Origin of the sequence: Bradyrhizobium sp. SZCCHNS1022 (assembly GCF_032484835.1) — a bacterium.
In the GTDB taxonomy this organism is placed as follows: domain Bacteria; phylum Pseudomonadota; class Alphaproteobacteria; order Rhizobiales; family Xanthobacteraceae; genus Bradyrhizobium.
Map to the genome: position 1 here is coordinate 366,848 of NZ_JAUETT010000005.1, position 19,059 is coordinate 385,906.

The following is a 19,059-nucleotide window of genomic DNA, read 5'->3' on the forward strand; positions in this document are numbered from 1 at the left end:
CTCTGTCAAGAGCGTTATCAGAGCGATGACTGCATCAAATCGCACCAGCATGCGTCAAAACTATGCACGGTGAGACGCTCCGGTTGTTCAAGGTCTTACTCTTGACGCTGTAGTCGTTCTGTCATCGGTTCTGCGCACCACGCACTTCGATGCGTCCGCCCGCTCATACATACTGCGAAACGGAGCGCACGCACAGCACGATCCCACGCGGCACCTAGGAAGACTTGCTGCGCGAGCCTGAGAAGCTCAGTATTGGGGACATCGCTCCGCAGCGGAGGATCAATGGTCAAGCAGCATATCAATGGCAGCGCACCCGCCGGCACCGGCGTTCCCGGATCGCGCGCGGGCGATGAAGATTTCCTACGGCGTTCTTACGCCGTCGCGCTCCGATCGCTCGCGCACGGCAACCACCCTTTCGCGGCCATTCTGGCCGATGAGCACGGAAACGTCCTGATCGAGATGGAGAATGGCTACATGCCCACGCGCGACGGCACGGCTCATGCCGAACGACTCGTCGCCACCGAAGCCTGTACCACGCTAAGCGAAAACGTCAGAGCGAAAGCGACGCTGTATTCGTCCGCCGAGCCCTGCGCGATGTGCGCAGGCGCGCTCTACTGGGCTGGCATCGGGCGTGTGGTCTACGGTTTGAGCGAACACCGTTTGCGCGCAATCACCGGCAACCATCCGGAGAACCCGACACTCGACCTGCCCTGCCGCGATGTGTTCGCCAGTGGGCAGCGGCCGACGGAGGTCATCGGACCGCTGCTCGAGGACGAGGCCGAAGCGGTTCACGCCGGCGTGTGGGGGACCTGACGGCGGGTCCCTAGGAAGACGGTCGATGGCGCCGGATGCGATCGCGGCGCCATCGGCTCATCAGATGCGATGATCAGAACTTGACGGTGATGCCGCCATACACCGTCTCCTCGGTGCAGGAGTTGTTGCTGACACCCGCCCGGACGTTGCAGACCGTGCTGACCTTATGGTCGATGCCGAACTTGTTCTGCCAGTAGCGGTAGGCGACCCAGAGATCGACGAAGTGCGAATACTTCTCGCCCAGCACCGCCTTGCTGGCGTCGAAGGTCAGACGAATCGGCTCCGAGTTCAACTCGATCGCGGTCTTGATGCCCGGCAGCGGATTGTTCTCACTCCCCTTCTCGCCATACCATCCGGCGCGGCCGCTGATCGACCAGAATTGCATGTTGGGCGGCAGGAAGCCCAGATCCATGTAGTAATTGACCTCGACAGCCCAGGTCGGGTTGAAGCTGCGGTTGCCGTCATTAAGGCAGTTCACGCCGGGTACGGCAGGCGCCGGCAGTTGCCAGCCAGCTCCGCACTGCGTAAAGGCATTGCGGTTGTAGAACTCCCAATAGACCAGAGGCGCAACGTCGATATAGCCCTTATACGGCAGATCGAACGCGAACTGCAGACCCGCGACCACGTCGCGCTTGGCCGGCGAGAGATAATTGTTCTCGGTATTGGCATCCATGCCCACTTCGAACGAGACGTTGTGCAGCGGCCCCATCGTAAAGGCCTTGGTGTTGAAGATCTCGTTCCAGCCGAAGGTCGAGCGGAACAGGCCATAGATCTCGGTTGCACCTTCGCACGACGCCGGCGTGGCAATTCCGGTCGACGGCGTGAAGATCACACCGGCATTGGTGCAAGGATTGGCCGGATCGTTATGGTCCGACTTGAACATCGAGATCGTGAAGAAGTTGGTGCCGTATTGCCAGAGATCGAAATGGGTAAAGGAGTAGACCTGCTTGGCGGTGGTGCCGTTGATGCTTCCGTCCGGCCGCACCGAAAATACACCGGGATCGGTGCCCTTCGGCATCCATGAGAAGCTTACGCGGTTATCGATCAGCAGGAAGAATGGCAGATCGGCTGCCTTCTTCGCGGCTTTGACCGGCAGATCGGCCGCCGCAGCAGAGCCGATCGTCCCCAGCACTCCGGCCGCCAGCGTCACTGCCGCAATGATTGTCCGACGAAACGTCATGAGCACCCCCAGTTGAAAAGCAATCACATTTGTTGGAGCGGAGAGTTGCGCCGATCTGCCGAGGGGAGAAGCCTCATCTTTTTTCAACGCCTGCCGCGCCTTTCATCAGGGTGGCGCCTCGACGTCATCGGCTTGTATGCACGAGACGGAGCTGCAAGCGCGGTCAGGCCGGCGCCGAAAGCGATCGGCGCGCGAAGCTTATTAGTTCACATTACTGAGATTTTTGTCCGCGGCTCGAACGCCTGAGCCATGCCAAGTCGGAGACTGCCGATGTGCCGAATTGTCGAACCTGCGCGTGGAATGATGCTGCTCATCCAACAAGCAGCGCTAGCTGCATCGGATTGATTTACAAAGACTGTCGTAAATTTACAACAATCCAGCCACGATCCAGGCGAGGCGGTGTGGTCGATCGACGCGGCGGCCTCCGCTCATCGCAGGCTGACGCTGAGCAGGAGTTAAGCACAGGGTGACGCTTTTCGCCTCTTACGTGCAGCGACAAATTAGCCCACAATTCGGGCAAGCCTCCTATCAGCAAGCCTCCCTATCAAGCTGTGGCAGAGAATGTCCGATTTGCCGCCCGCCGCCTCACCTGCACCCGGAATCCCACTCCTGCAGACTGTCGGTTTGACCAAACGCTATGGCGACTTCGTCGCCAACGACGCGATTGATTTCGAAATCTGGCCAGGCCAGATCCACGCGCTGCTCGGCGAGAACGGCGCCGGCAAATCGACCTTGGTCAAGAGCATCTACGGACTGATCCAGCCGAGCGAGGGCGAACTGCGTTGGCAGGGCCAGCGAATCGTGCTGTCCGGCCCGGCGCAGGCACGTGCTCTGGGTATCGGGATGGTGTTCCAGCACTTCTCCCTGTTCGACAACCTCACTGTCGCCGAGAACGTCGCGCTCGGCCTCGACGGCGAGGAGTCGTTCAAGGCGATTGCCGCGCGGCTCGCACATGTCGCGCGCGACTACGGGCTGCCGCTCGATCCCAAACGCGAGGTCTGGCAGCTCTCGGTCGGCGAGCGCCAACGCATCGAGATCGTACGCGCCTTGATGCAGAGACCGAAATTCCTGATCCTGGACGAGCCGACCGCGGTGCTGACGCCGCAGGAGGCAGACCAACTGTTCGTAGTCCTGGAACGGCTGAAGGCGGAAGGCCGCGCGATCCTCTACATCAGCCACAAGCTCGAGGAGGTGAAGCGGCTCTGCGATACCGCCACGATCTTGCGCGGTGGCAGGAAAATCACGACCTGCAATCCCAGGCTCGAAACCGCCGCCTCGCTGGCGCGCATGATGGTGGGCTCGGAGGTCAAGACGGTGAAGCCCAGGGGCGAACGCCGGGTGACCGTGCCGCGGCTCGTCGTCAACGACCTCGCTCTTCCGCCCGATAACCCGCATGGCGTGAACCTGCGGCACATCTCGCTGGAACTGCGAGGCGGCGAGATCCTCGGCATCGCAGGGGTCGCCGGCAACGGCCAGGATGAACTATTCGCGGCTCTGTCGGGTGAGCGGCGGGTGAAAGAACCCGGCACCATCATCATCGACGGCATCGCCTGCGGGCACCTCTCGATCACCGAACGCCGGAAGCTGGGTGCTGCGTTCGTGCCGGAAGAGCGGCTGGGGCATGGCACGGCGCCGCGGATGAGGCTTTCTGAAAATGCTCTGCTGACCGGCCATGCGGCCGGCGAAATGGTTCAGCATGGCTTTGTCAATACCGCAGCCACGCTGCGAACGGTCGACCGCGCCACCGAGGCGTTCGACGTCCGCAAGGCCGAGCGCGATCCGGAGGCTGCGAGCCTGTCAGGCGGCAATCTGCAAAAATTCGTGGTCGGCAGGGAAATCTTGCGCAACCCCGCCGTGCTCGTCGTCAACCAGCCGACCTGGGGTGTTGATGCGGGCGCCGCGGCTGTGATTCGCCAAGCCCTGCTCGATCTGGCGGATCAAGGTGCCGCAGTTCTCGTCACGAGCCAGGATCTTGATGAGTTGATCGAGATCGCCGACCGGATTGCAGTGATGTTCCACGGCCAATTGTCGGTCGCCTTGCCGCGGTCGGAGGCGACGCGCGAAAAGCTCGGCCTGTTGATGGGCGGCAGCAGCCTCGATCAGAAGGATACGGCGCATGCAACTCGTGCTTGAAAAACGCGCCGAACAGTCGCGCACGATAGCACTGGTTTCACCACTGATCGCGATCGGGCTCACCCTCGTAACGATGACGATCCTGTTCGCCCTGCTCGGCAAGAATCCGCTCGCCGCCCTGGCGGCCTATTTCATCGCACCGCTCACCGACAGCTATTCGTTGCAGGAGATCGCGGTCAAGGCGACGCCGCTGGTGATGATCGCGATCGGGCTATCGCTATGTTATCTCGCCAGCGCCTGGAATATCGGCGCCGAAGGGCAGTTCCTGATCGGCGCGGTCGCCGGCAGCTGGATCGCGGTGAAGACCCAAGGCACCGACGCCGGCCATTGGGTCCTGCCCGCCATGCTGCTGGCAGGCGCTGCCGCCGGTGCGCTGTACGCGCTGATCCCGGCGCTATGCCGGGTGAAGTTCGGCGCAAGCGAGATCCTCACCAGCCTGATGCTGGTCTATGTCGCAGATCTGCTGCTTGATTACCTGGTCCGCGGTCCCTGGCGCGACCCGGCCGGCTTCAATTTCCCGACCACCGCCGAGTTCGATCCCGTCGCGACGGTGCCTGTGCTGATCGAGGGCGGACGCCTGCATCTCGGCGCCATCATTGCCCTCCTGGTCGTGGCTGGCGCCTTCATCGTGCTACGGCGAACCATCAAGGGATTCGAGATCCGTGTGGTCGGCGCAGCCCCGCGCGCCGCACGTTTCGGCGGCTTCAATGCCGATCAACTGATCGTCTTGACCTTCGCCGTCTCGGGTGCGCTCGCCGGGCTGGCCGGCATCATCGAAGTTGCCGGACCGGTCGGGCACCTGCAACCAGGAATTTCGCCAGGTTATGGCTTCACGGCGATCATCGTGGCGTTCCTGGGCCGGCTCAACCCGATTGGAATATTAATTGCAGGGCTGTTTCTCGCGCTGACTTTCATCGGGGGCGAGCAGGCTCAGATCACCATGAAGATTCCGCTGGATGTGACCAAGGTCTTCCAAGGCATCCTGCTGTTCTACGTGCTCGCCTGCGATTCCCTGATCCTCTACCGTTTTCGGCTGATCCTCGCGTCACGGGGGGTGCAACGTGGAGTTGGTTGAGGCCATCATCCTCTCGGTGCTGGCGGCTTCGACGCCGCTCTTGATCGCGGCCACCGGCGAGTTGGTGACCGAGCGCTCCGGCGTCCTCAACCTCGGCGTCGAAGGCCTGATGATCGTCGGCGCCGCCTGCGGATTCGGCGGTGCCTGGCTGTCCGGCTCCATCGTCGTGGGCGCGCTCTGCGGGATACTCGCGGGAGCGGCATTGTCGCTGATCTTTGCCTTGATGACACTTGGGCTCGCGGTCAACCAGGTCGCAACAGGTCTTGCGCTCACGATTTTCGGCATCGGATTATCGGGCCTGATCGGCGCGCGCTTCGTGGGCGAGCGCATCTCGACCGCACCGCATTTGCATATTCCCGGGCTAAGCGAGGTCCCGCTGGTCGGCCGGATCCTGTTCGGCGAGGATGCCTTCGTCTACTTGTCGATTGCGCTCATCGTCGGAGTCTGGTGGTTCCTGTACCGAACGCGTGCCGGGCTCGTATTGCGAGCCTGCGGGGACAATCATGTCTCGGCGCATGCGCTCGGCTATCCCGTGCTGCGCATTCGAATGTACGCTGTCCTGTTCGGCGGCGCCTGCGCCGGGCTTGCCGGCGCCTATCTGCCGCTTGCCTATACACCTTTCTTCATTCCGGGCATGACCGCCGGCCGCGGCTGGATCGCGCTCGCGCTCGTCGTGTTCTCGTCCTGGCGCCCAGTTCGCCTGGTGATAGGCGCCTATCTGTTCGGGGCGGTGACGATCCTGCAATTGCACGCGCAAGGCGCCGGCGTCGGCATCCCATCGCAATTCATGTCGGCCCTGCCCTATCTCGCAACCATCATCGTGCTGGTGCTGCTGGCGCGGACCCGGACCGGCGGTTCAACCGCGCCGGCGGCGCTCGGGACGGTGTTCGTGCCGGATCGATGAAGATCACTCGGGGCACATGCGAGGGGGCCGCATGTTGTTCTGCAAGTTCACCCCCGACCGTTTTGGGAGATTGATGATGGCGAACAGATTTTTGGCGGCAGCTGCCGCGCTCATCCTTACCGCTGCCGTCAGCGGCGCGGCGCTCGCCGCCGATAAGCTGAAGGTTGGCTTCATCTATCTGGGCCCGATCGGCGATCTCGGCTGGACCTATCAGCACGAATTGGCGCGACAGGCGCTGGTCAAGGAGTTCGGTGACGAGATCGAGACGACCTATCTCGAGAATGTTCCGGAGGGTCCCGACGCCGAACGCGCGATCGAGCAGCTGGTCCGCGCCGGCAACAAGCTGATCTTCACGACCTCGTTCGGCTACATGGACCCGACACTGAAAGTCGCGAAGAAATACCCCAATGTGCATTTCGAGCACGCCACCGGCTACAAGCGCGACAAGAACATGTCGACCTATTCGGCGCGCTGGTATCAGGGCCGCTACATCCAGGGGCAGATCGCAGCGAAGATGTCCAAGACCGGCGTGCTCGGCTATATCGGCTCGTTCCCGATCCCCGAGGTGATCTCGGGGATCAACGCCACCATGATCGGAGCCCAGTCGATCAATCCGAACATCAAGGTCAAGATCATCTGGGCGAACACCTGGTTCGATCCCGGCAAGGAAGCCGATGCGGCCAAGGCTCTGCTCGATCAGGGCGCCGATATCATCATGCAACACACCGACAGCCCGGCGGCCATGCAGGTCGCGGCGGAGCGCGGCAAGTTCGCCTTTGGCCAGGATTCGGAGATGATCAAGTTCGGTCCCAAGGCGCAGCTGACCTCGATCCTCGACACCTGGGCGCCCTATTACGTCGCACGCGTCAAGGCCGAGCTCGACGGTGCCTGGAAGCCGGAGAACACCTGGGGCGGGCTCGAATCCAAGATGTTCGAAATGGCGCCCTACACCAACATGCCTGATGATGTGAAGAAGATGGCCGAGGACACCCAGGGCGCGATCACTGCCGGCAAGCTGCATCCGTTCAAGTGCCCGGTGTTCGCCCAAGACGGCAAGGAGGTGGAGTGCAAGGGCGGCGATCACCTCGACGACAGCCAGATCCTCAGCATGAACTTCTACGTCAAGGGCGTCGATGACAAGGTGCCGGGGAAGTGACGCGTCGGTGAAGCTTTCGTTTCTCTCTCCCCTGCTTGCGGGGGAGAGAGCCCACCGCTGCAGCAGAACCATCTTTGCCCAGCTGAGAAACTAACCGATCTGCATCCTGCGTGCCGCCGCGCTGTGGCGCCGGATGAGATCGGCCAGATCTAGCCCGGGAACGACGCCGTCCACGACCGCCCATTTTCCGGCGACCATGACGCGGTCCGCGCGATGCGCGCCACATAACACCAGCGCGGCAAGCGGATCACCCGCGCCGGAAAACCGCAGTTCGTCGAGCTTGAACAGCGCGAGGTCCGCGGCCTTGCCGACCGCGATCTCGCCGAGCTCGGGACGGCCGATACAGGCAGCCGAGCCTTTGGTGGCCCAGCTCAGCGCATCCTTGTGGCTGACCTTGCCGACTCCATAGCGCGCCCGTTGCAACAGGAACGCCGCGCGCACCTCCTGCATCAGGTTGGATCCATCGTTGGAGGCAGAGCCGTCCACCCCAAGACCGATCGCGACGCCCGCCTCTTCCATCTCGCATACCGGACAGCAGCCGGACGCCAATATCTGGTTGCTGCAGGCGCAATGGGTGATGCTGGTCTTTGCCTTGCCGAGGCGCGTCATCTCCTCCTTATTGAAGAAGATGCCATGTGCAAGCCAGGTGCGCGAGCCGAGCCAGCCGCATTGTTCCAGATAATCGAGGGGCCGGCAGGCGTGGATCTCCTGACAGAAGGCGTTCTCGTCTTCGGTTTCCGCCAGATGCGTGTGCAGGCGCACGTCGAGCTTCTCGGCCAGTTCGGCGGTCGCGCGCATCAGCGAGGTTGTGACCGAGAATGGCGAGCACGGCGCGAGCGCGATCTGCACCATCGCGTCCGGTCCACGCTGATGATGCTTGGCGACCACGCGGGCGCTGTCGGCGAGAATCGTGTCCTCGTCCTGCACCACGCTGTCCGGCGGCAGGCCACCGTCGCGCTGCGAGCGGTTCATGGAGCCACGTGTCAGCGACACCCGCAGCCCCAGCCGCCTCGCCGCGGCCACCTCGATGTCGACGGCGTCCTCGAGCCCTGCGGGGAACACATAATGATGATCGGTGGTCGTGGTGCAGCCGGACAGCATCAGCTCCGCCATCGCCACTGTCACGCCGAGATCGAGCGCCTCCGGCGTCAGTTTCGCCCAGACCGGATAAAGCGCCTGCAACCAGGGAAACAGCTCCCGATCCATCGCTGCCGGCAACGCCCGCGTCAGCGTCTGGTAGAAATGATGGTGGGTGTTGATCAACCCGGGGATCACGACATGCGCCTTCGCATCGAAAACCGCGGCATTTGGGGTCGCGGGCTCGCACCCCGCCCCGACCAGCTCAACGATGCGGCCTCCGCTGGTGACCACACCGCGCGCGGCACCATCGGCGAGAATGGCGAGAGGGTCCCTGATCCAGATCGGCTGCGACTCGCTCATGTTCATCTTCCGCCTGCGCTCTGTGCCGGCCATATCGGCGCTCACCCCTCGGTTATCCAAGACTACGCCTGCAATCGAAAGGCCAACAGCACGCTATTGCCAGTTGGCGCCGGTCTTGCAAGGATTTCAATGGCGATGGTCGCCTCACGAGCGTCGACAGGTCATGGATTTGAACACCATCACCGAAGTGGTTCGTCCGCGCAGCCGGGCGGAGCTGCCGGTCTGGAAGGCAGGCGACGCCTGGCTCGCCGGCGGCACCTGGCTGTTCTCGGAACCGCAGGCGCATCTGTCGCGACTGATCGACCTCAGCGACCTTCACTGGCCGGCGCTCGAGGTCGACGAAACCAGCCTGGCCATCGCTGCAACCTGTACGGTTGCACAGCTCGACGCTTTCCCCTGCCCCGCCGACTGGCTCGCCGCGCCGCTGATCAATCAGTGCTGCCGCGCTTTCCTGGCCTCATTCAAGATCTGGAAGACGGCAACCGTCGGCGGCAATCTCTGCATGTCGCTGCCGGCCGGGCCGATGATTTCCTTGCTCGCATCCCTCGATGGCGTCTGCACGATCTGGAAAGCCGACGGCAACGAGCAGAGGATTGCAGTCGCTGACTTCGTGACGGGCAATCAGCGCAACGTGCTTGGCCCAGGCGACCTGTTACGACAGATCGATGTGCCGCTCGTGGCGTTGCGGCGACGCGCCGCCTTTCGCCAGATCTCGCTGACGCCGGTCGGGCGTTCGGCCGCCCTGGTGATCGGTACGACCGATCATGGTGGCGATCTGCTGCTGACCGTGACCGCCTCGACCGTGAAGCCGGTCCAGCTTCGCTTCGCCACCAAGCCCACCGCAGAGGTGATGCGAGAGTCGATCCTGCACGATGTTCCCGACGACCTCTATCATCGCGACCTGCATGGCAAGCCGGTCTGGCGCCAGGCGATGACGTTGCGGCTCGCCGAGCAAGTCCGCCGCGAACTGACGGACGACGTGCGAGCATGAGCTATCTCGTCAACGGCAAAGAACTGTCCGCCGCGCCGCGCCCAGGTCAGTGCCTGCGCACCTTCCTGCGCGAGACCGGTCATTTCGGCGTGAAGAAAGGCTGCGATGCCGGCGATTGCGGCGCCTGCACCGTACTGCTCGACGGCGAGCCGGTGCATAGCTGCTTGATCCCGGCGCTTCGCGCCGAAGGACATGCCATCACCACCATCGAAGGGCTGGCATCCGACGACGGGCTGCATCCGATGCAACAGGCCTTCGTCGATGCCCAAGGCTTTCAGTGCGGATTCTGCACGGCCGGCATGATCCTGACCTGTGCTTCGCTGAACCAGGCGCAGCGGCAGGAACTCGGTGTCGCGCTCAAGGGCAATCTCTGCCGCTGTACCGGCTATCGCGCGATCGAGGATGCGCTTCATGGCATCTGCAATATCGAGAATGTGCCTGCCGGCGAGGCTTTCGGCCGCAGCCTGCCGGCACCTGCCGGACCGCAGATCGTGCGCGGCGAGGCCCGCTACACGTTCGATACCGCTATCGACGGGCTCTGCCATATTAAGCTCGCGCGCTCGCCTCATGCGCATGCGAAGATTGTCGGGATCAACAAGGCTGCGGCACTCGCCGTGCCGGGCGTCGTGGCCGTGCTGACGCATGAGGATGCACCAGCCACGCTGTTCTCGACGGCGCGACACGAGAAGGCGTGGATGGATCCGGATGACACGCGCGTGCTCGACGATGTCGTTCGCTTCATCGGGCAGAAGGTCGCGGCCGTGGTCGCAGAGAGCGAGGCGGCGGCCGAGGAAGGCTGCCGGCGGCTTGCAATCAGTTACAAACTCCTCCCCGCGGTGGCCGATCCCGTTGAGGCGATATCACCGGGCGCACCGATCATTCATCCTGGCCGCACGCCGCAAGATCGCGTCGCCAATGCCGCGCGGAACATCGTTGCAGAGAGTCATGGCGAATATGGCGACGTCGCAGCGGCGCTCACGACTTCCGCCGTGACCTATGAGGGAACGTTCACGACGCAGCGGGTCCAGCACGCCGCGCTGGAAACTCACGGCGGTCTGGCCTGGCTCGAGCCCTCCGGTGTTCTCAACATCCGCTCGAGCACGCAGGTGCCGTTCCTGACCCGGCGCGCGCTGTCCGACATCTTCGGCTTGCCGGCGGAGAAGATTCGCGTGTTCTGCGAACGCGTCGGCGGCGGCTTCGGCGGCAAGCAGGAGATGTTCGTCGAGGACGTCCTGGCGCTGGCCGCGCTGAAGACCGGCCGGCCGGTGAAGCTTGAATTCACCCGCGAGGAGCAGTTCATCGCGACCTCGACACGGCATCCAATGCGCGTCACCGTGAGAGCCGGAGCCGACAAGGACGGCAAGCTCACGGGGCTGCAGCTCGACGTGCTCTCCAACACCGGTGCTTACGGCAACCACGCCGGCCCCGTGCTGTTTCACGCCTGTGGCGAATCGCTCGGCGTCTACAATTGCCCGAACAAGAAGGTCGACGCCGTCGTCGCTTATACCAATACGGTGCCATCAGGCGCATTCCGAGGCTATGGCCTGCCGCAGAGCCTGTTCGCGGTCGAAGCCGCGATCGACGAGCTGGCACATCAGCTCAAGATCGATCCGTTCGAGATGCGACGACGTAACGTCGTCAAGTCCGGCGACCCCATGCTGTATCCGCCGGACAACGGCTACCGTGACGTCTTCTATGGCTCCTATGGGCTGGATCAATGCCTCGATTTGGTCGAGCGAGCGATGGCCGCCGATATCAGCAAACCTGACCTCTCCGCGGAATGGCTCACCGGCGACGGCATCGCGCTGACCATGATCGACACGGTGCCACCGGACGGCCACATCGCCGATGTGGCGATCGCACTGCGCGAAGATGGCGGCTTCGATCTCACCGTCGGCACCGCCGAGTTCGGCAACGGCACCAGCACCGTGCATCGTCAGATCGCTGCGACGATCCTCGCCACCGCTGTGGATCATATCAGCCTGAGACAATCCGACACCGCGCATGGCGGACACGACACCGGTGCCTATGGCTCGGCCGGCACCTTCGTCGCGGGACGCGCAACACAGGATGCGGCGGAGCAATTGGCCGATCGGCTCAGGACCTTCGCGGCGCGGCTTTGGGCTGTCGATCCTGACGCGTGCACGCTGGCCGATGGCGGCGTGACGCGTGGACGGCAACGCTTCTCCTTCGCGGAGCTTGCGAAGCAGGCCAAGACCGACGGAACGGCCCTTGCGGCGAACGGCAACTCGCGCGGCACGCCGCGCTCCGTCGCATTCAACGTGCAGGGCTTTCGTGTCGCCGTGAACAAGCATACCGGCGAGATCAAGATCCTCAAGAGCGTGCAGGCCGCTGACGCCGGCCGCGTCGCCAACCCGATGCAGTGCCGCGGCCAGGTCGAAGGCGGCGTAGCGCAGTCGCTCGGCGCGGCACTCTATGAGGAGGTGGTGATCGATGCCAACGGCCGCGTCGTCAACCCCAAATTCCGCGACTACCATCTGCCGTCATTCGCCGACGTGCCGCGCACCGAGGTGCTGTTCGCCGAGACTACCGATGCGCTGGGTCCGCTGGGCGCGAAATCGATGAGCGAAAGCCCTTACAACCCGGTGGCGGCGGCACTCGGCAACGCGCTGCGCAAGGCGACCGGCATCCGCTTCACCGCGGTGCCGTTCAAGCCGGACCGGCTATTTCCACTGCTACAGGAGAAGTTCGGCGGTTGATCGCGAACGAGACGATGAGGTCCGAGACGATGGCGCTATTGCTTCGGCCGCCGGTCGTAGGAGAGGCCGAACAGGCCGCTGCGTTCGGTCTCGGGCTCCGGCTCAGAAGCCGGCTTCGCTTCGGCCTGAGGGGGCACTGCCGGCTTCGGCAAAGTCTCGCACTTCATCGAATAGACCAGCTTGCCATCCTCTGTCCGCCCGATCGGCGCGCAGGGGTCGGCGCGTCCGGCGGCGTCCTTCGCCACCGGCTTCATCTGCGCCCAGGCGGGCTGCGCCAGCAACAGCATGACCAGAACCAGCTTCTTCATCGAACCGCCTCGCTTCATCCTGGCTTATTGAACTTGATCAGGCGCAGGAAGTCCACCGCAACGCCAACCACGCGAATCATGAGAAAGATATGTGGGGATCGATCATATCGGAGTGGCTGAGCCTGATCTTCCGCTGGCTGCATGTTGTGGCAGCAATCGCCTGGATCGGCAGTTCGTTCTACTTCATCCATCTCGATCTCAGCCTCAAACCGCGCCAGGGCCTGCCTTCCGGCGTCATGGGCGAGGCGTGGCAGGTGCATGGCGGCGGCTTCTACCACATGGTCAAATACCTGATCGCGCCGGCGCAGATGCCGAGCGAGCTGACCTGGTTCAAATGGGAGGCCTACACCACCTGGCTGTCCGGCTTCGCGCTGATGATCGTGGTGTACTATCTCAATGCCGACTTGTTCCTGATCGACAAGTCGATCCTCGACCTGACGCCGTTGCAGGCCGGCCTGTTCAGCTTCGGCTCGCTCGCCTTGGCGTGGCTGCTTTACGAGACCGCCTGCCGCAGCGGACTGGCGCGGCATGAGCTGCCGTTTGCGCTCGGCGGCTATGTCTTCCTGGTCGCGCTCACCTATGCGTTCACGCACGTCCTAAGCGGACGCGGCGCCTTCAACCAGATCGGCGCGATCATCGGCACCATCATGGTCGCCAATGTCTTCGCGGTGATCATCCCGAACCAGAAGAAGATCGTCGCGGCACTGCTCGCGGGCGAAGCGCCGGATCCCAAGCTCGGCAAGGCCGGCAAGGAACGCTCGGTCCACAACAACTATCTCACGCTGCCCGTCGTCGTGCTGATGATCAGCAATCACTATCCGCTGCTGTTCGCCACCCGCTACAACTGGCTGATCGTCGCGATCGTGCTGGCGCTCGGTCCCGTGATCCGACATTTCTTCAACGAACGGCACAAGGGCAGACCCTCGCCGTGGTGGGTGTGGGGTGTCGCCGTGGCCGGGATGATCGCGATTGCGCTGTTGTCCGCCGCCGGACCGCGCGATGCCAAGGCCGCATCAGCGCCAAGCGCGCCGACCTATGCGCAAGTCGAGGAGATCGTGCTGTCCCGCTGCAGCATGTGCCACGCCGCCGAGCCGGTGTGGGACGGGATCGTCACCGCGCCGAAAGCGGTGCTGCTCGACAGCCGCGAACACATCCAGCGCAATGCGCGGCTGATTGCGCGCAACGCTGCCTGGTCGGGTGCCATGCCGCCCGGCAACATCACCGAGATCACGCCCGAGGAGCGCGCCGTGCTTGCCGCTTGGGCGGCGAGCCGAGACCGATAGCGCCGCAAGGCCAATCCCATTGCGGCATCTCCGCCGCATTGCGCGCTGCCGATCCAGCACCAGAAAAATGATCGGCAAGGCAACGACCAAGCCACCGCAAGGTCAGAAGCCACGATCCGTTTTCGACGGGTCCGTGTCCGAACGACACGAACCCGTCAGCGGGCTCGCCGTTGCAGATCAGTCCGAGATCCCGTCGTCTTCGTCCGCCTCGTCGATCTCGCCCGTCTCTCCGCCGCTGTACTCGATGCCTTCGGCGTCGAAGACGCGGCCGTTTTCAACGATCCACTCGACGTCCGAGTAGACGTGATCGACCGGCTCGCCCTTCTCTGCTTCGTCGGCATCGTGCTCTTCCATGGCCGAGAAATCCTCCGGATCGGCATGCTTGCGAACGAATTCATGCAAGACCTTCTCGTCGTGCACTACGAAGTGCAGCGTGTGATAGATTTTCTTCATCGGATCCTCGGGAGGTTTTGGGGGGCGGCTCATCCGCCGCGCCGAAGGGTGAAATAGAGCTTCGTGTCTGGAATTCCAACTCGGACCATTCTCTTGGGCCGGTTGTGTGTCCGTTGCGCCACGATCCGCCGTTCGCGCGGCGCGCTCCCGGAAGAACGCTGACATATTCGACCGGACTCGGTCCGAAGCGGTCGGGTTCGATTTGAACACGACGATCCGGTCCTGGCTGCCGGACTCATTTGCTTCACCGCACGAGATCGCGGCCAGCTGTTCCCAAACCGTGACGTGTCAGAACCGCCACTTCAACGTGCCCTTTACCGAATTATCCTGAACGCGGTCGGCGAGTTGTCCGAAATAGACCAGCTGCAGCACGACCTGAGGCGTAACAGTCAGATCCAATCCGGCGTTGACTAGCGCTGCGTCGCGCGCGAGCGGCACGCCGGCGGCAAGGAAGGACGCACCATTGGTAGCGAAGGCAAGCGCAGCCCCAGGGTTCACGCTGCCGAAGGCGTGCTGCCATGCGACCGAGACATGCGGCGTAAGTACCAGACCACTTTGGAGGACATAATTGTCGGCCGCGCGCGCTCCCAGCGTGGAATAGCCGACGTCTTCCCTGCTGCCGAAACCGCTCAGCGCCGCAGCACCTCCCTGTTCCGCGAAGCTGTCGGTGTCGAGATGGACCCACGCAAGCCCGGCAAACGGCTCGGTCGCGATTTGCCCGAATGACGTGCCGTACCCCACTTCGCCAAAGACCTGAGTCGTGGTCGCATGATAACGGGCACCGTCGGCGTCGAAGAATCCGGGAAAGATGACTATTCGATTGGTATCGACCGTATTAAAGCTGCCCGAAGCCGCGCCGCGCAGGTTCCAGGGGCCGAAGTGGCCTCCGACGTAGCCGGCGACATGCGCGGTATCGATGCCGGCCGAGCTTCTCGGGTCGGCGATACTCGGGGAAGAGCTGGTATAGCCGACGGCAAAGCCGGCGAGCCAATCGGGCGCGAAGCGGCGGTCGACGCCGGCAAAGAATCCACCGAGATCGCGGTTCACGCTCGACGCATCTCCCTTGCCACCAAACCTGCCCCAGGCACCAACGCCCTGAGCCCAGAATACATTCTCAGGGTTGGGTGGCTGTGGCACTGCTGCTTTCACCGGAAACGGAGGCCTGGACCGGTCGGCATAGGCGAGCGCAGAGTCCCGCTCCTGACTGAGAGAATATGAGCCGGCCCCGTCCGCATGGGCCAACATGGGGCCTCCGAGACCGAGAGCGGCCATCGGGCCGAGCTCGCCGGCGAACGAGGCTTGGCGCATGCGTCCGAGCACCGCCTCGCGCAAATAGACACTGTCGCCGAACATCACCGTGCGAGCGCTGGCATGGACCTCTCCATCGAGCTGGACGAGCGCGGAGCGCAACGGTCGGGGATCATCTCCGAAATTGAGCACGTCGAGAGCGTTGTACATGCTGTCCATGGCGGTAAAGAGCGCCGGATAAGGTCCCCGGTCGAGCGCTCCGGCAACGGCTCCCGCGTTGCCGCCGCCGGCCCGCGGCGTATAGAGCAGAGCCTGGGCACCGATCAGCTGCGCGTTGATGTAGTCGGCAGTCGAAATGAACAGAGGAGGTTGCGCCGTAGAGCTGCATCCCGCTCCGTTTTGTTGCTGCCCGATGATGTATTCCTGCACCGCGCCGCCGTGGCCCCATACCCCGAGCGGCGGAGCCTGCGAATTGAGGATCGCACCGGCCGTGCCGAACAGAAGGCACGTCCCTGCGGGCACCTGCACCAGCGTCTGCATCGTCGGGACTGCGGGCAGCGCCAGGAGGTCGCGAATCTGTTCCGGCGTCAGACCGCGCACCGCGTTGGTACCAACGATGAAGTTGCCGATCTGGCCGATCCCTGCGTTCGGGGCATAGAAGCGAACGAACTGCGTCGGCACCGCCGTCAATACGACAGCCGCTTGCGAGCCTGTCGTATTGACGAATGACAGCGTGGACGGAGTTATGAGACCATCCAGGAAATTGTTGGCTTCATAGCCATTGATGATTTCCGGGACCGCCGTACCCTGCAGGCCCAACCTGAAAAAGCTCTGCCCGCGCACCACGGGACCAAAAACGATCTGGCCGGGGGGCAGAGTCCCGATCTGGGAAGCCGCGGGACGAATGCCAGCGACGGTCTGAATGACCACGAGGCAAAGGAACATCAAACAAAGCTGCAGCCGCCTGCGCACTGTCCTGTCGACGATCGGCCCGGCGGGCCACTGCAAACAGGCGCCCCTCATGATGGTCCTCCCAGACATCAACGACTTGAAGTTGTATCATGAGAGGGGCAAGATCATTGTTGCACGCAGGAGACAGTTCGAATGAGAATGCTGGTTATCGACGGCAGAACGGCGGCGGTGAGCTACCTACACCGCGACGACGAGGCCAGGCAGCAGACTCAGCTGAAGCGCATCAATAAGCGTAGCAAGTGGGCGTAATCGCTCCGGCGCACTTTTCGAACAGACCGGGAAGGCTTGTCGGAAGTGTCCAGCCTGGCTTGTCGGAAGTCCGAATCGTTCGCAGCCCAGCCCAAGCCATTGAAACCATTGGAGCGGGTGAAGGGAATCGAACCCTCGTATTCAGCTTGGAAGGCTGCTGCTCTACCATTGAGCTACACCCGCGTTGGGCGCTCTCCCTAACATGGCGGAACGCCCGTCTCAACCTCTCCTGACGCGCGGGGCAATCTGTCCTGTGGGCGCAGGAACCCGGGCGACCCCTTCTGTCTGGCCTCGGGCGTCGCCGCCCTTTCGGCGCATGGCACCGCACGCTATATTGAGGGGCCCATCAACAACGAAAGGAGGTGATCCAGTGTCTTATACCAAGCGCTGTCACCTCGCTGGGATCGCCCGCTGAGCATGTTTTGACCGCATGATTCGTCTGGATCATGCGCCGGCTCGGCACTCGGGGCGATCTCGGCCCTGGACCAGCGAGTTCAAGAACCGAGCGCGGCGGGCGCAAGCCCGCCGCGTTTTGCATCAGCCACCGCGGACAGCCTGTTCGCCACCGGGCCGAGCGCGCACGAAACGCCGGGCCAAAAGCCCCCCGAACCCAAGCAGCCAGAAATACTGGACATAGCCAGGCAGGAACGCGGCGATCACCGTGCCTGGAACGAACACCAGGACCGGGAAGATGGCGCCGGCGATCTCAGCCGGACGGTCGCGGCCGGCCGTCCACCAGAGCACGGCGTTGAGGGCGGCGATGGTCGTCAAATGCGCGCCGTAGAGCACGGCGACGGCACTGCTCAGCCGGTAATTGCCATAGAGCCCGTTCGTCACCGGCAGCAGGACAATCGACAGCAGGAAGAACAGATTGAGGATGACGGTCCCTCGCCCGCCATACGGCTGCTGGGCGAGACGGCGGTGATGGCTGACCCAGAACAGCCCCGCAATAATGAAGCTTAGAATCAGAGCCGAGAGCCGGCCGGAATAGACATGGACCAGATCGTCCCAATTCGGCAGCTTGTCGAAATTGGCCTTCGGCAGATCGTAGGCCAGCAGGGTCATCGCCACACCGAAAATGGTGTTGGATAGCGATTCCAGCCGGCGCATCTCGAACAGTTCGGACTCGGCTTTGCTCATGATCGAACAGCGCGGCAGCACGCAGCAAGGGCTCGGCCCCGCTGGAACAGCGAGGACTCTCGTTCCTTATAGCAGCATGCTCCCGACTTTCCGAAACTCGCGAGTTGTCGCGCCGCAGTTCTTGATGTGAGCGGCGCGGCAGCCCCGGCACCTTGCGCGGTACCGGCAGGCCCCCGCCCCGCTACTAGCGGCAGGCGTATGTATGGCCGTCGAAGCCGAGATAGCTCTTGGTCGTGGGATTGTAGCTACGATAGTGCGTGCAAGCTGGAACAGCCGCAGCGGTCTGGAGCTTGGCCTTGGCGTCGGCTGGCGGCTTTGCCGCCGCAGGCTGAGCCGGCTTGACCATCGCAAGCCGCTTGGCCAGCGCAGGGACCAACTTGGCCTCGCCCGCGCCGTGCTCGGTAGCAGCGGCGTGACCACCCGCCTTCTTCGATCCACCCGCCTGCGCTACGGCCTTCTTCTCGGACGACACGGCAGGCTTGGCAGCAGCCGGTTTTGCCGCCGCTGCCGCCGTCTCCCTCACGGGCTTGGCAGTCGCAGTCGCGGTTGTCTCCGCTGCCGCAGCCTTCGGCATTTCCTCCTTCGCCGCAGTTCCGGTTTCGATCGTTGCGGGCTTCGCTTCGGCCGTGGAGTTCTCGGGCGTCGCGGCCGACTTGTCCGCCGCCGCCGGCTTGGCGTCGGTCGTGACCGACTTATCGGCGGACGGAGCCTTCTCATCCGACGCGACCGGGGCGTCGGCCGGCTTCTTGATCGCCTTCTTGCACTCCAGCGGGAACACGAGTTCGCCGGATGCCGTCAGGCCGATCGGCTCGCAGCCGCCGAACGGACCACTGTCCTTGGCTGTTTCGCCGGGCGATGCCGGCGGAGCGCTTGGGGGATCTGCGGTCTCGGCCCACGCCGCCCCGCACGCAACTTTAAGTAGAATAGCGCCGCCAATTATTACGGCACGGCCGGCCTTCGGACTCGACTTACGCATGACACGACACTCTACAAA

At 63.4% G+C, this 19,059-nt stretch carries 15 protein-coding genes and 1 tRNA gene; 8 read left to right on the forward strand and 8 right to left on the reverse strand.

Going from position 1 to position 19,059, the window contains the following annotated elements:
• The first annotated feature begins 282 nt into the window (after positions 1–282).
• Positions 283–813, forward strand: coding sequence for a nucleoside deaminase (locus tag QX071_RS27105; protein WP_315705154.1), 531 nt, complete (start codon positions 283–285; stop codon positions 811–813).
• Positions 814–886: 73 nt separating this feature from the next.
• Here the strand turns inward: QX071_RS27105 and QX071_RS27110 are convergent, their stop codons facing one another.
• Positions 887–1,993 carry a hypothetical protein gene (locus QX071_RS27110; RefSeq protein ID WP_315705153.1) on the reverse strand — a complete coding sequence of 369 codons (1,107 nt, stop codon included), beginning with the start codon at positions 1,991–1,993 and terminating at the stop codon, positions 887–889.
• 561 nt (positions 1,994–2,554) lie between these two features.
• On the opposite strand from QX071_RS27110, the gene QX071_RS27115 reads away from it, so the two are divergent.
• The 4 genes from QX071_RS27115 to QX071_RS27130 all read left to right on the forward strand — a co-directional run bounded on the left by QX071_RS27115 (position 2,555) and on the right by QX071_RS27130 (position 7,261).
• Positions 2,555–4,126 (forward strand): ABC transporter ATP-binding protein, encoded by a 1,572-nt coding sequence (locus QX071_RS27115; protein ID WP_315705152.1) that lies wholly within the window; start codon positions 2,555–2,557, stop codon positions 4,124–4,126.
• Positions 4,110–5,201, forward strand: coding sequence for an ABC transporter permease (locus QX071_RS27120; protein WP_315705151.1), 1,092 nt, complete (start codon positions 4,110–4,112; stop codon positions 5,199–5,201). Before QX071_RS27115 ends, QX071_RS27120 begins: the two co-directional genes overlap by 17 nt.
• Positions 5,188–6,105, forward strand: coding sequence for an ABC transporter permease (locus QX071_RS27125; RefSeq protein ID WP_315705150.1), 918 nt, complete (start codon positions 5,188–5,190; stop codon positions 6,103–6,105). The genes QX071_RS27120 and QX071_RS27125 overlap by 14 nt, the downstream gene beginning before the upstream one ends.
• 76 nt (positions 6,106–6,181) lie before the next feature.
• Positions 6,182–7,261, forward strand: a complete 1,080-nt coding sequence (locus QX071_RS27130; protein ID WP_315705149.1) for a BMP family ABC transporter substrate-binding protein — start codon at positions 6,182–6,184, stop codon at positions 7,259–7,261.
• Positions 7,262–7,351: 90 nt separating this feature from the next.
• Here the strand turns inward: QX071_RS27130 and QX071_RS27135 are convergent, their stop codons facing one another.
• Positions 7,352–8,701 carry an 8-oxoguanine deaminase gene (locus tag QX071_RS27135; protein WP_315705148.1) on the reverse strand — a complete coding sequence of 450 codons (1,350 nt, stop codon included), beginning with the start codon at positions 8,699–8,701 and terminating at the stop codon, positions 7,352–7,354.
• A gap of 163 nt (positions 8,702–8,864) precedes the next feature.
• Here QX071_RS27135 and QX071_RS27140 point away from each other — a divergent pair, with 163 nt between their 5' ends.
• Together QX071_RS27140 and QX071_RS27145 are read left to right on the forward strand one after the other, a co-directional pair.
• A complete protein-coding gene (locus QX071_RS27140; protein ID WP_315705147.1) occupies positions 8,865–9,692 on the forward strand; it encodes an FAD binding domain-containing protein in 828 nt (275 codons plus the stop codon).
• Complete coding sequence (locus QX071_RS27145) at positions 9,689–12,412, forward strand: molybdopterin-dependent oxidoreductase (RefSeq protein WP_315705146.1); 2,724 nt, start codon at positions 9,689–9,691, stop codon at positions 12,410–12,412. The genes QX071_RS27140 and QX071_RS27145 overlap by 4 nt, the downstream gene beginning before the upstream one ends.
• Positions 12,413–12,447: 35 nt before the next feature.
• Here QX071_RS27145 and QX071_RS27150 read toward each other — a convergent pair whose 3' ends face one another.
• Complete coding sequence (locus tag QX071_RS27150; protein ID WP_315705145.1) at positions 12,448–12,720, reverse strand: hypothetical protein; 273 nt, start codon at positions 12,718–12,720, stop codon at positions 12,448–12,450.
• Positions 12,721–12,809: 89 nt separating this feature from the next.
• Here QX071_RS27150 and QX071_RS27155 point away from each other — a divergent pair, with 89 nt between their 5' ends.
• On the forward strand, positions 12,810–14,003 hold the full coding sequence (locus tag QX071_RS27155) for a urate hydroxylase PuuD (RefSeq protein ID WP_315705144.1): 1,194 nt from the start codon (positions 12,810–12,812) through the stop codon (positions 14,001–14,003).
• Between the two features lie 177 nt (positions 14,004–14,180).
• Here the strand turns inward: QX071_RS27155 and QX071_RS27160 are convergent, their stop codons facing one another.
• From QX071_RS27160 to QX071_RS27180, 5 genes are all read right to left on the reverse strand, one after another.
• Entirely contained in the window at positions 14,181–14,621 is a 441-nt protein-coding gene (locus QX071_RS27160; protein ID WP_315705143.1) for a hypothetical protein, read from the reverse strand.
• 123 nt (positions 14,622–14,744) lie between these two features.
• The gene (locus tag QX071_RS27165; RefSeq protein ID WP_315705142.1) at positions 14,745–16,727 is read right to left on the reverse strand and encodes an autotransporter domain-containing protein; all 1,983 of its coding nucleotides are present in this window, start codon (positions 16,725–16,727) and stop codon (positions 14,745–14,747) included.
• Positions 16,728–17,034: 307 nt separating this feature from the next.
• Positions 17,035–17,108 (reverse strand) — tRNA-Gly (locus QX071_RS27170).
• A 354-nt stretch (positions 17,109–17,462) separates the two neighbouring features.
• Positions 17,463–18,065, reverse strand: coding sequence for a TMEM175 family protein (locus QX071_RS27175; RefSeq protein ID WP_315705141.1), 603 nt, complete (start codon positions 18,063–18,065; stop codon positions 17,463–17,465).
• Positions 18,066–18,249: 184 nt separating this feature from the next.
• A complete protein-coding gene (locus tag QX071_RS27180) occupies positions 18,250–19,041 on the reverse strand; it encodes a hypothetical protein (protein WP_315705140.1) in 792 nt (263 codons plus the stop codon).
• Between the last annotated feature and the right edge of the window lie 18 nt (positions 19,042–19,059).

Coding starts and splice junctions, on each gene's coding strand:
- QX071_RS27105 (WP_315705154.1), top strand. CDS start 283: ATGGTCAAGCAGCATATCAATGGCAGCGCACCCGCCGGCACCGGCGTT.
- QX071_RS27110 (WP_315705153.1), bottom strand. CDS start 1,993: ATGACGTTTCGTCGGACAATCATTGCGGCAGTGACGCTGGCGGCCGGA.
- QX071_RS27115 (WP_315705152.1), top strand. CDS start 2,555: ATGTCCGATTTGCCGCCCGCCGCCTCACCTGCACCCGGAATCCCACTC.
- QX071_RS27120 (WP_315705151.1), top strand. CDS start 4,110: ATGCAACTCGTGCTTGAAAAACGCGCCGAACAGTCGCGCACGATAGCA.
- QX071_RS27130 (WP_315705149.1), top strand. CDS start 6,182: ATGGCGAACAGATTTTTGGCGGCAGCTGCCGCGCTCATCCTTACCGCT.
- QX071_RS27135 (WP_315705148.1), bottom strand. CDS start 8,701: ATGAGCGAGTCGCAGCCGATCTGGATCAGGGACCCTCTCGCCATTCTC.
- QX071_RS27140 (WP_315705147.1), top strand. CDS start 8,865: ATGGATTTGAACACCATCACCGAAGTGGTTCGTCCGCGCAGCCGGGCG.
- QX071_RS27145 (WP_315705146.1), top strand. CDS start 9,689: ATGAGCTATCTCGTCAACGGCAAAGAACTGTCCGCCGCGCCGCGCCCA.
- QX071_RS27150 (WP_315705145.1), bottom strand. CDS start 12,720: ATGAAGAAGCTGGTTCTGGTCATGCTGTTGCTGGCGCAGCCCGCCTGG.
- QX071_RS27155 (WP_315705144.1), top strand. CDS start 12,810: ATGTGGGGATCGATCATATCGGAGTGGCTGAGCCTGATCTTCCGCTGG.
- QX071_RS27160 (WP_315705143.1), bottom strand. CDS start 14,621: ATGTCAGCGTTCTTCCGGGAGCGCGCCGCGCGAACGGCGGATCGTGGC.
- QX071_RS27165 (WP_315705142.1), bottom strand. CDS start 16,727: ATGAGGGGCGCCTGTTTGCAGTGGCCCGCCGGGCCGATCGTCGACAGG.
- QX071_RS27175 (WP_315705141.1), bottom strand. CDS start 18,065: ATGAGCAAAGCCGAGTCCGAACTGTTCGAGATGCGCCGGCTGGAATCG.
- QX071_RS27180 (WP_315705140.1), bottom strand. CDS start 19,041: ATGCGTAAGTCGAGTCCGAAGGCCGGCCGTGCCGTAATAATTGGCGGC.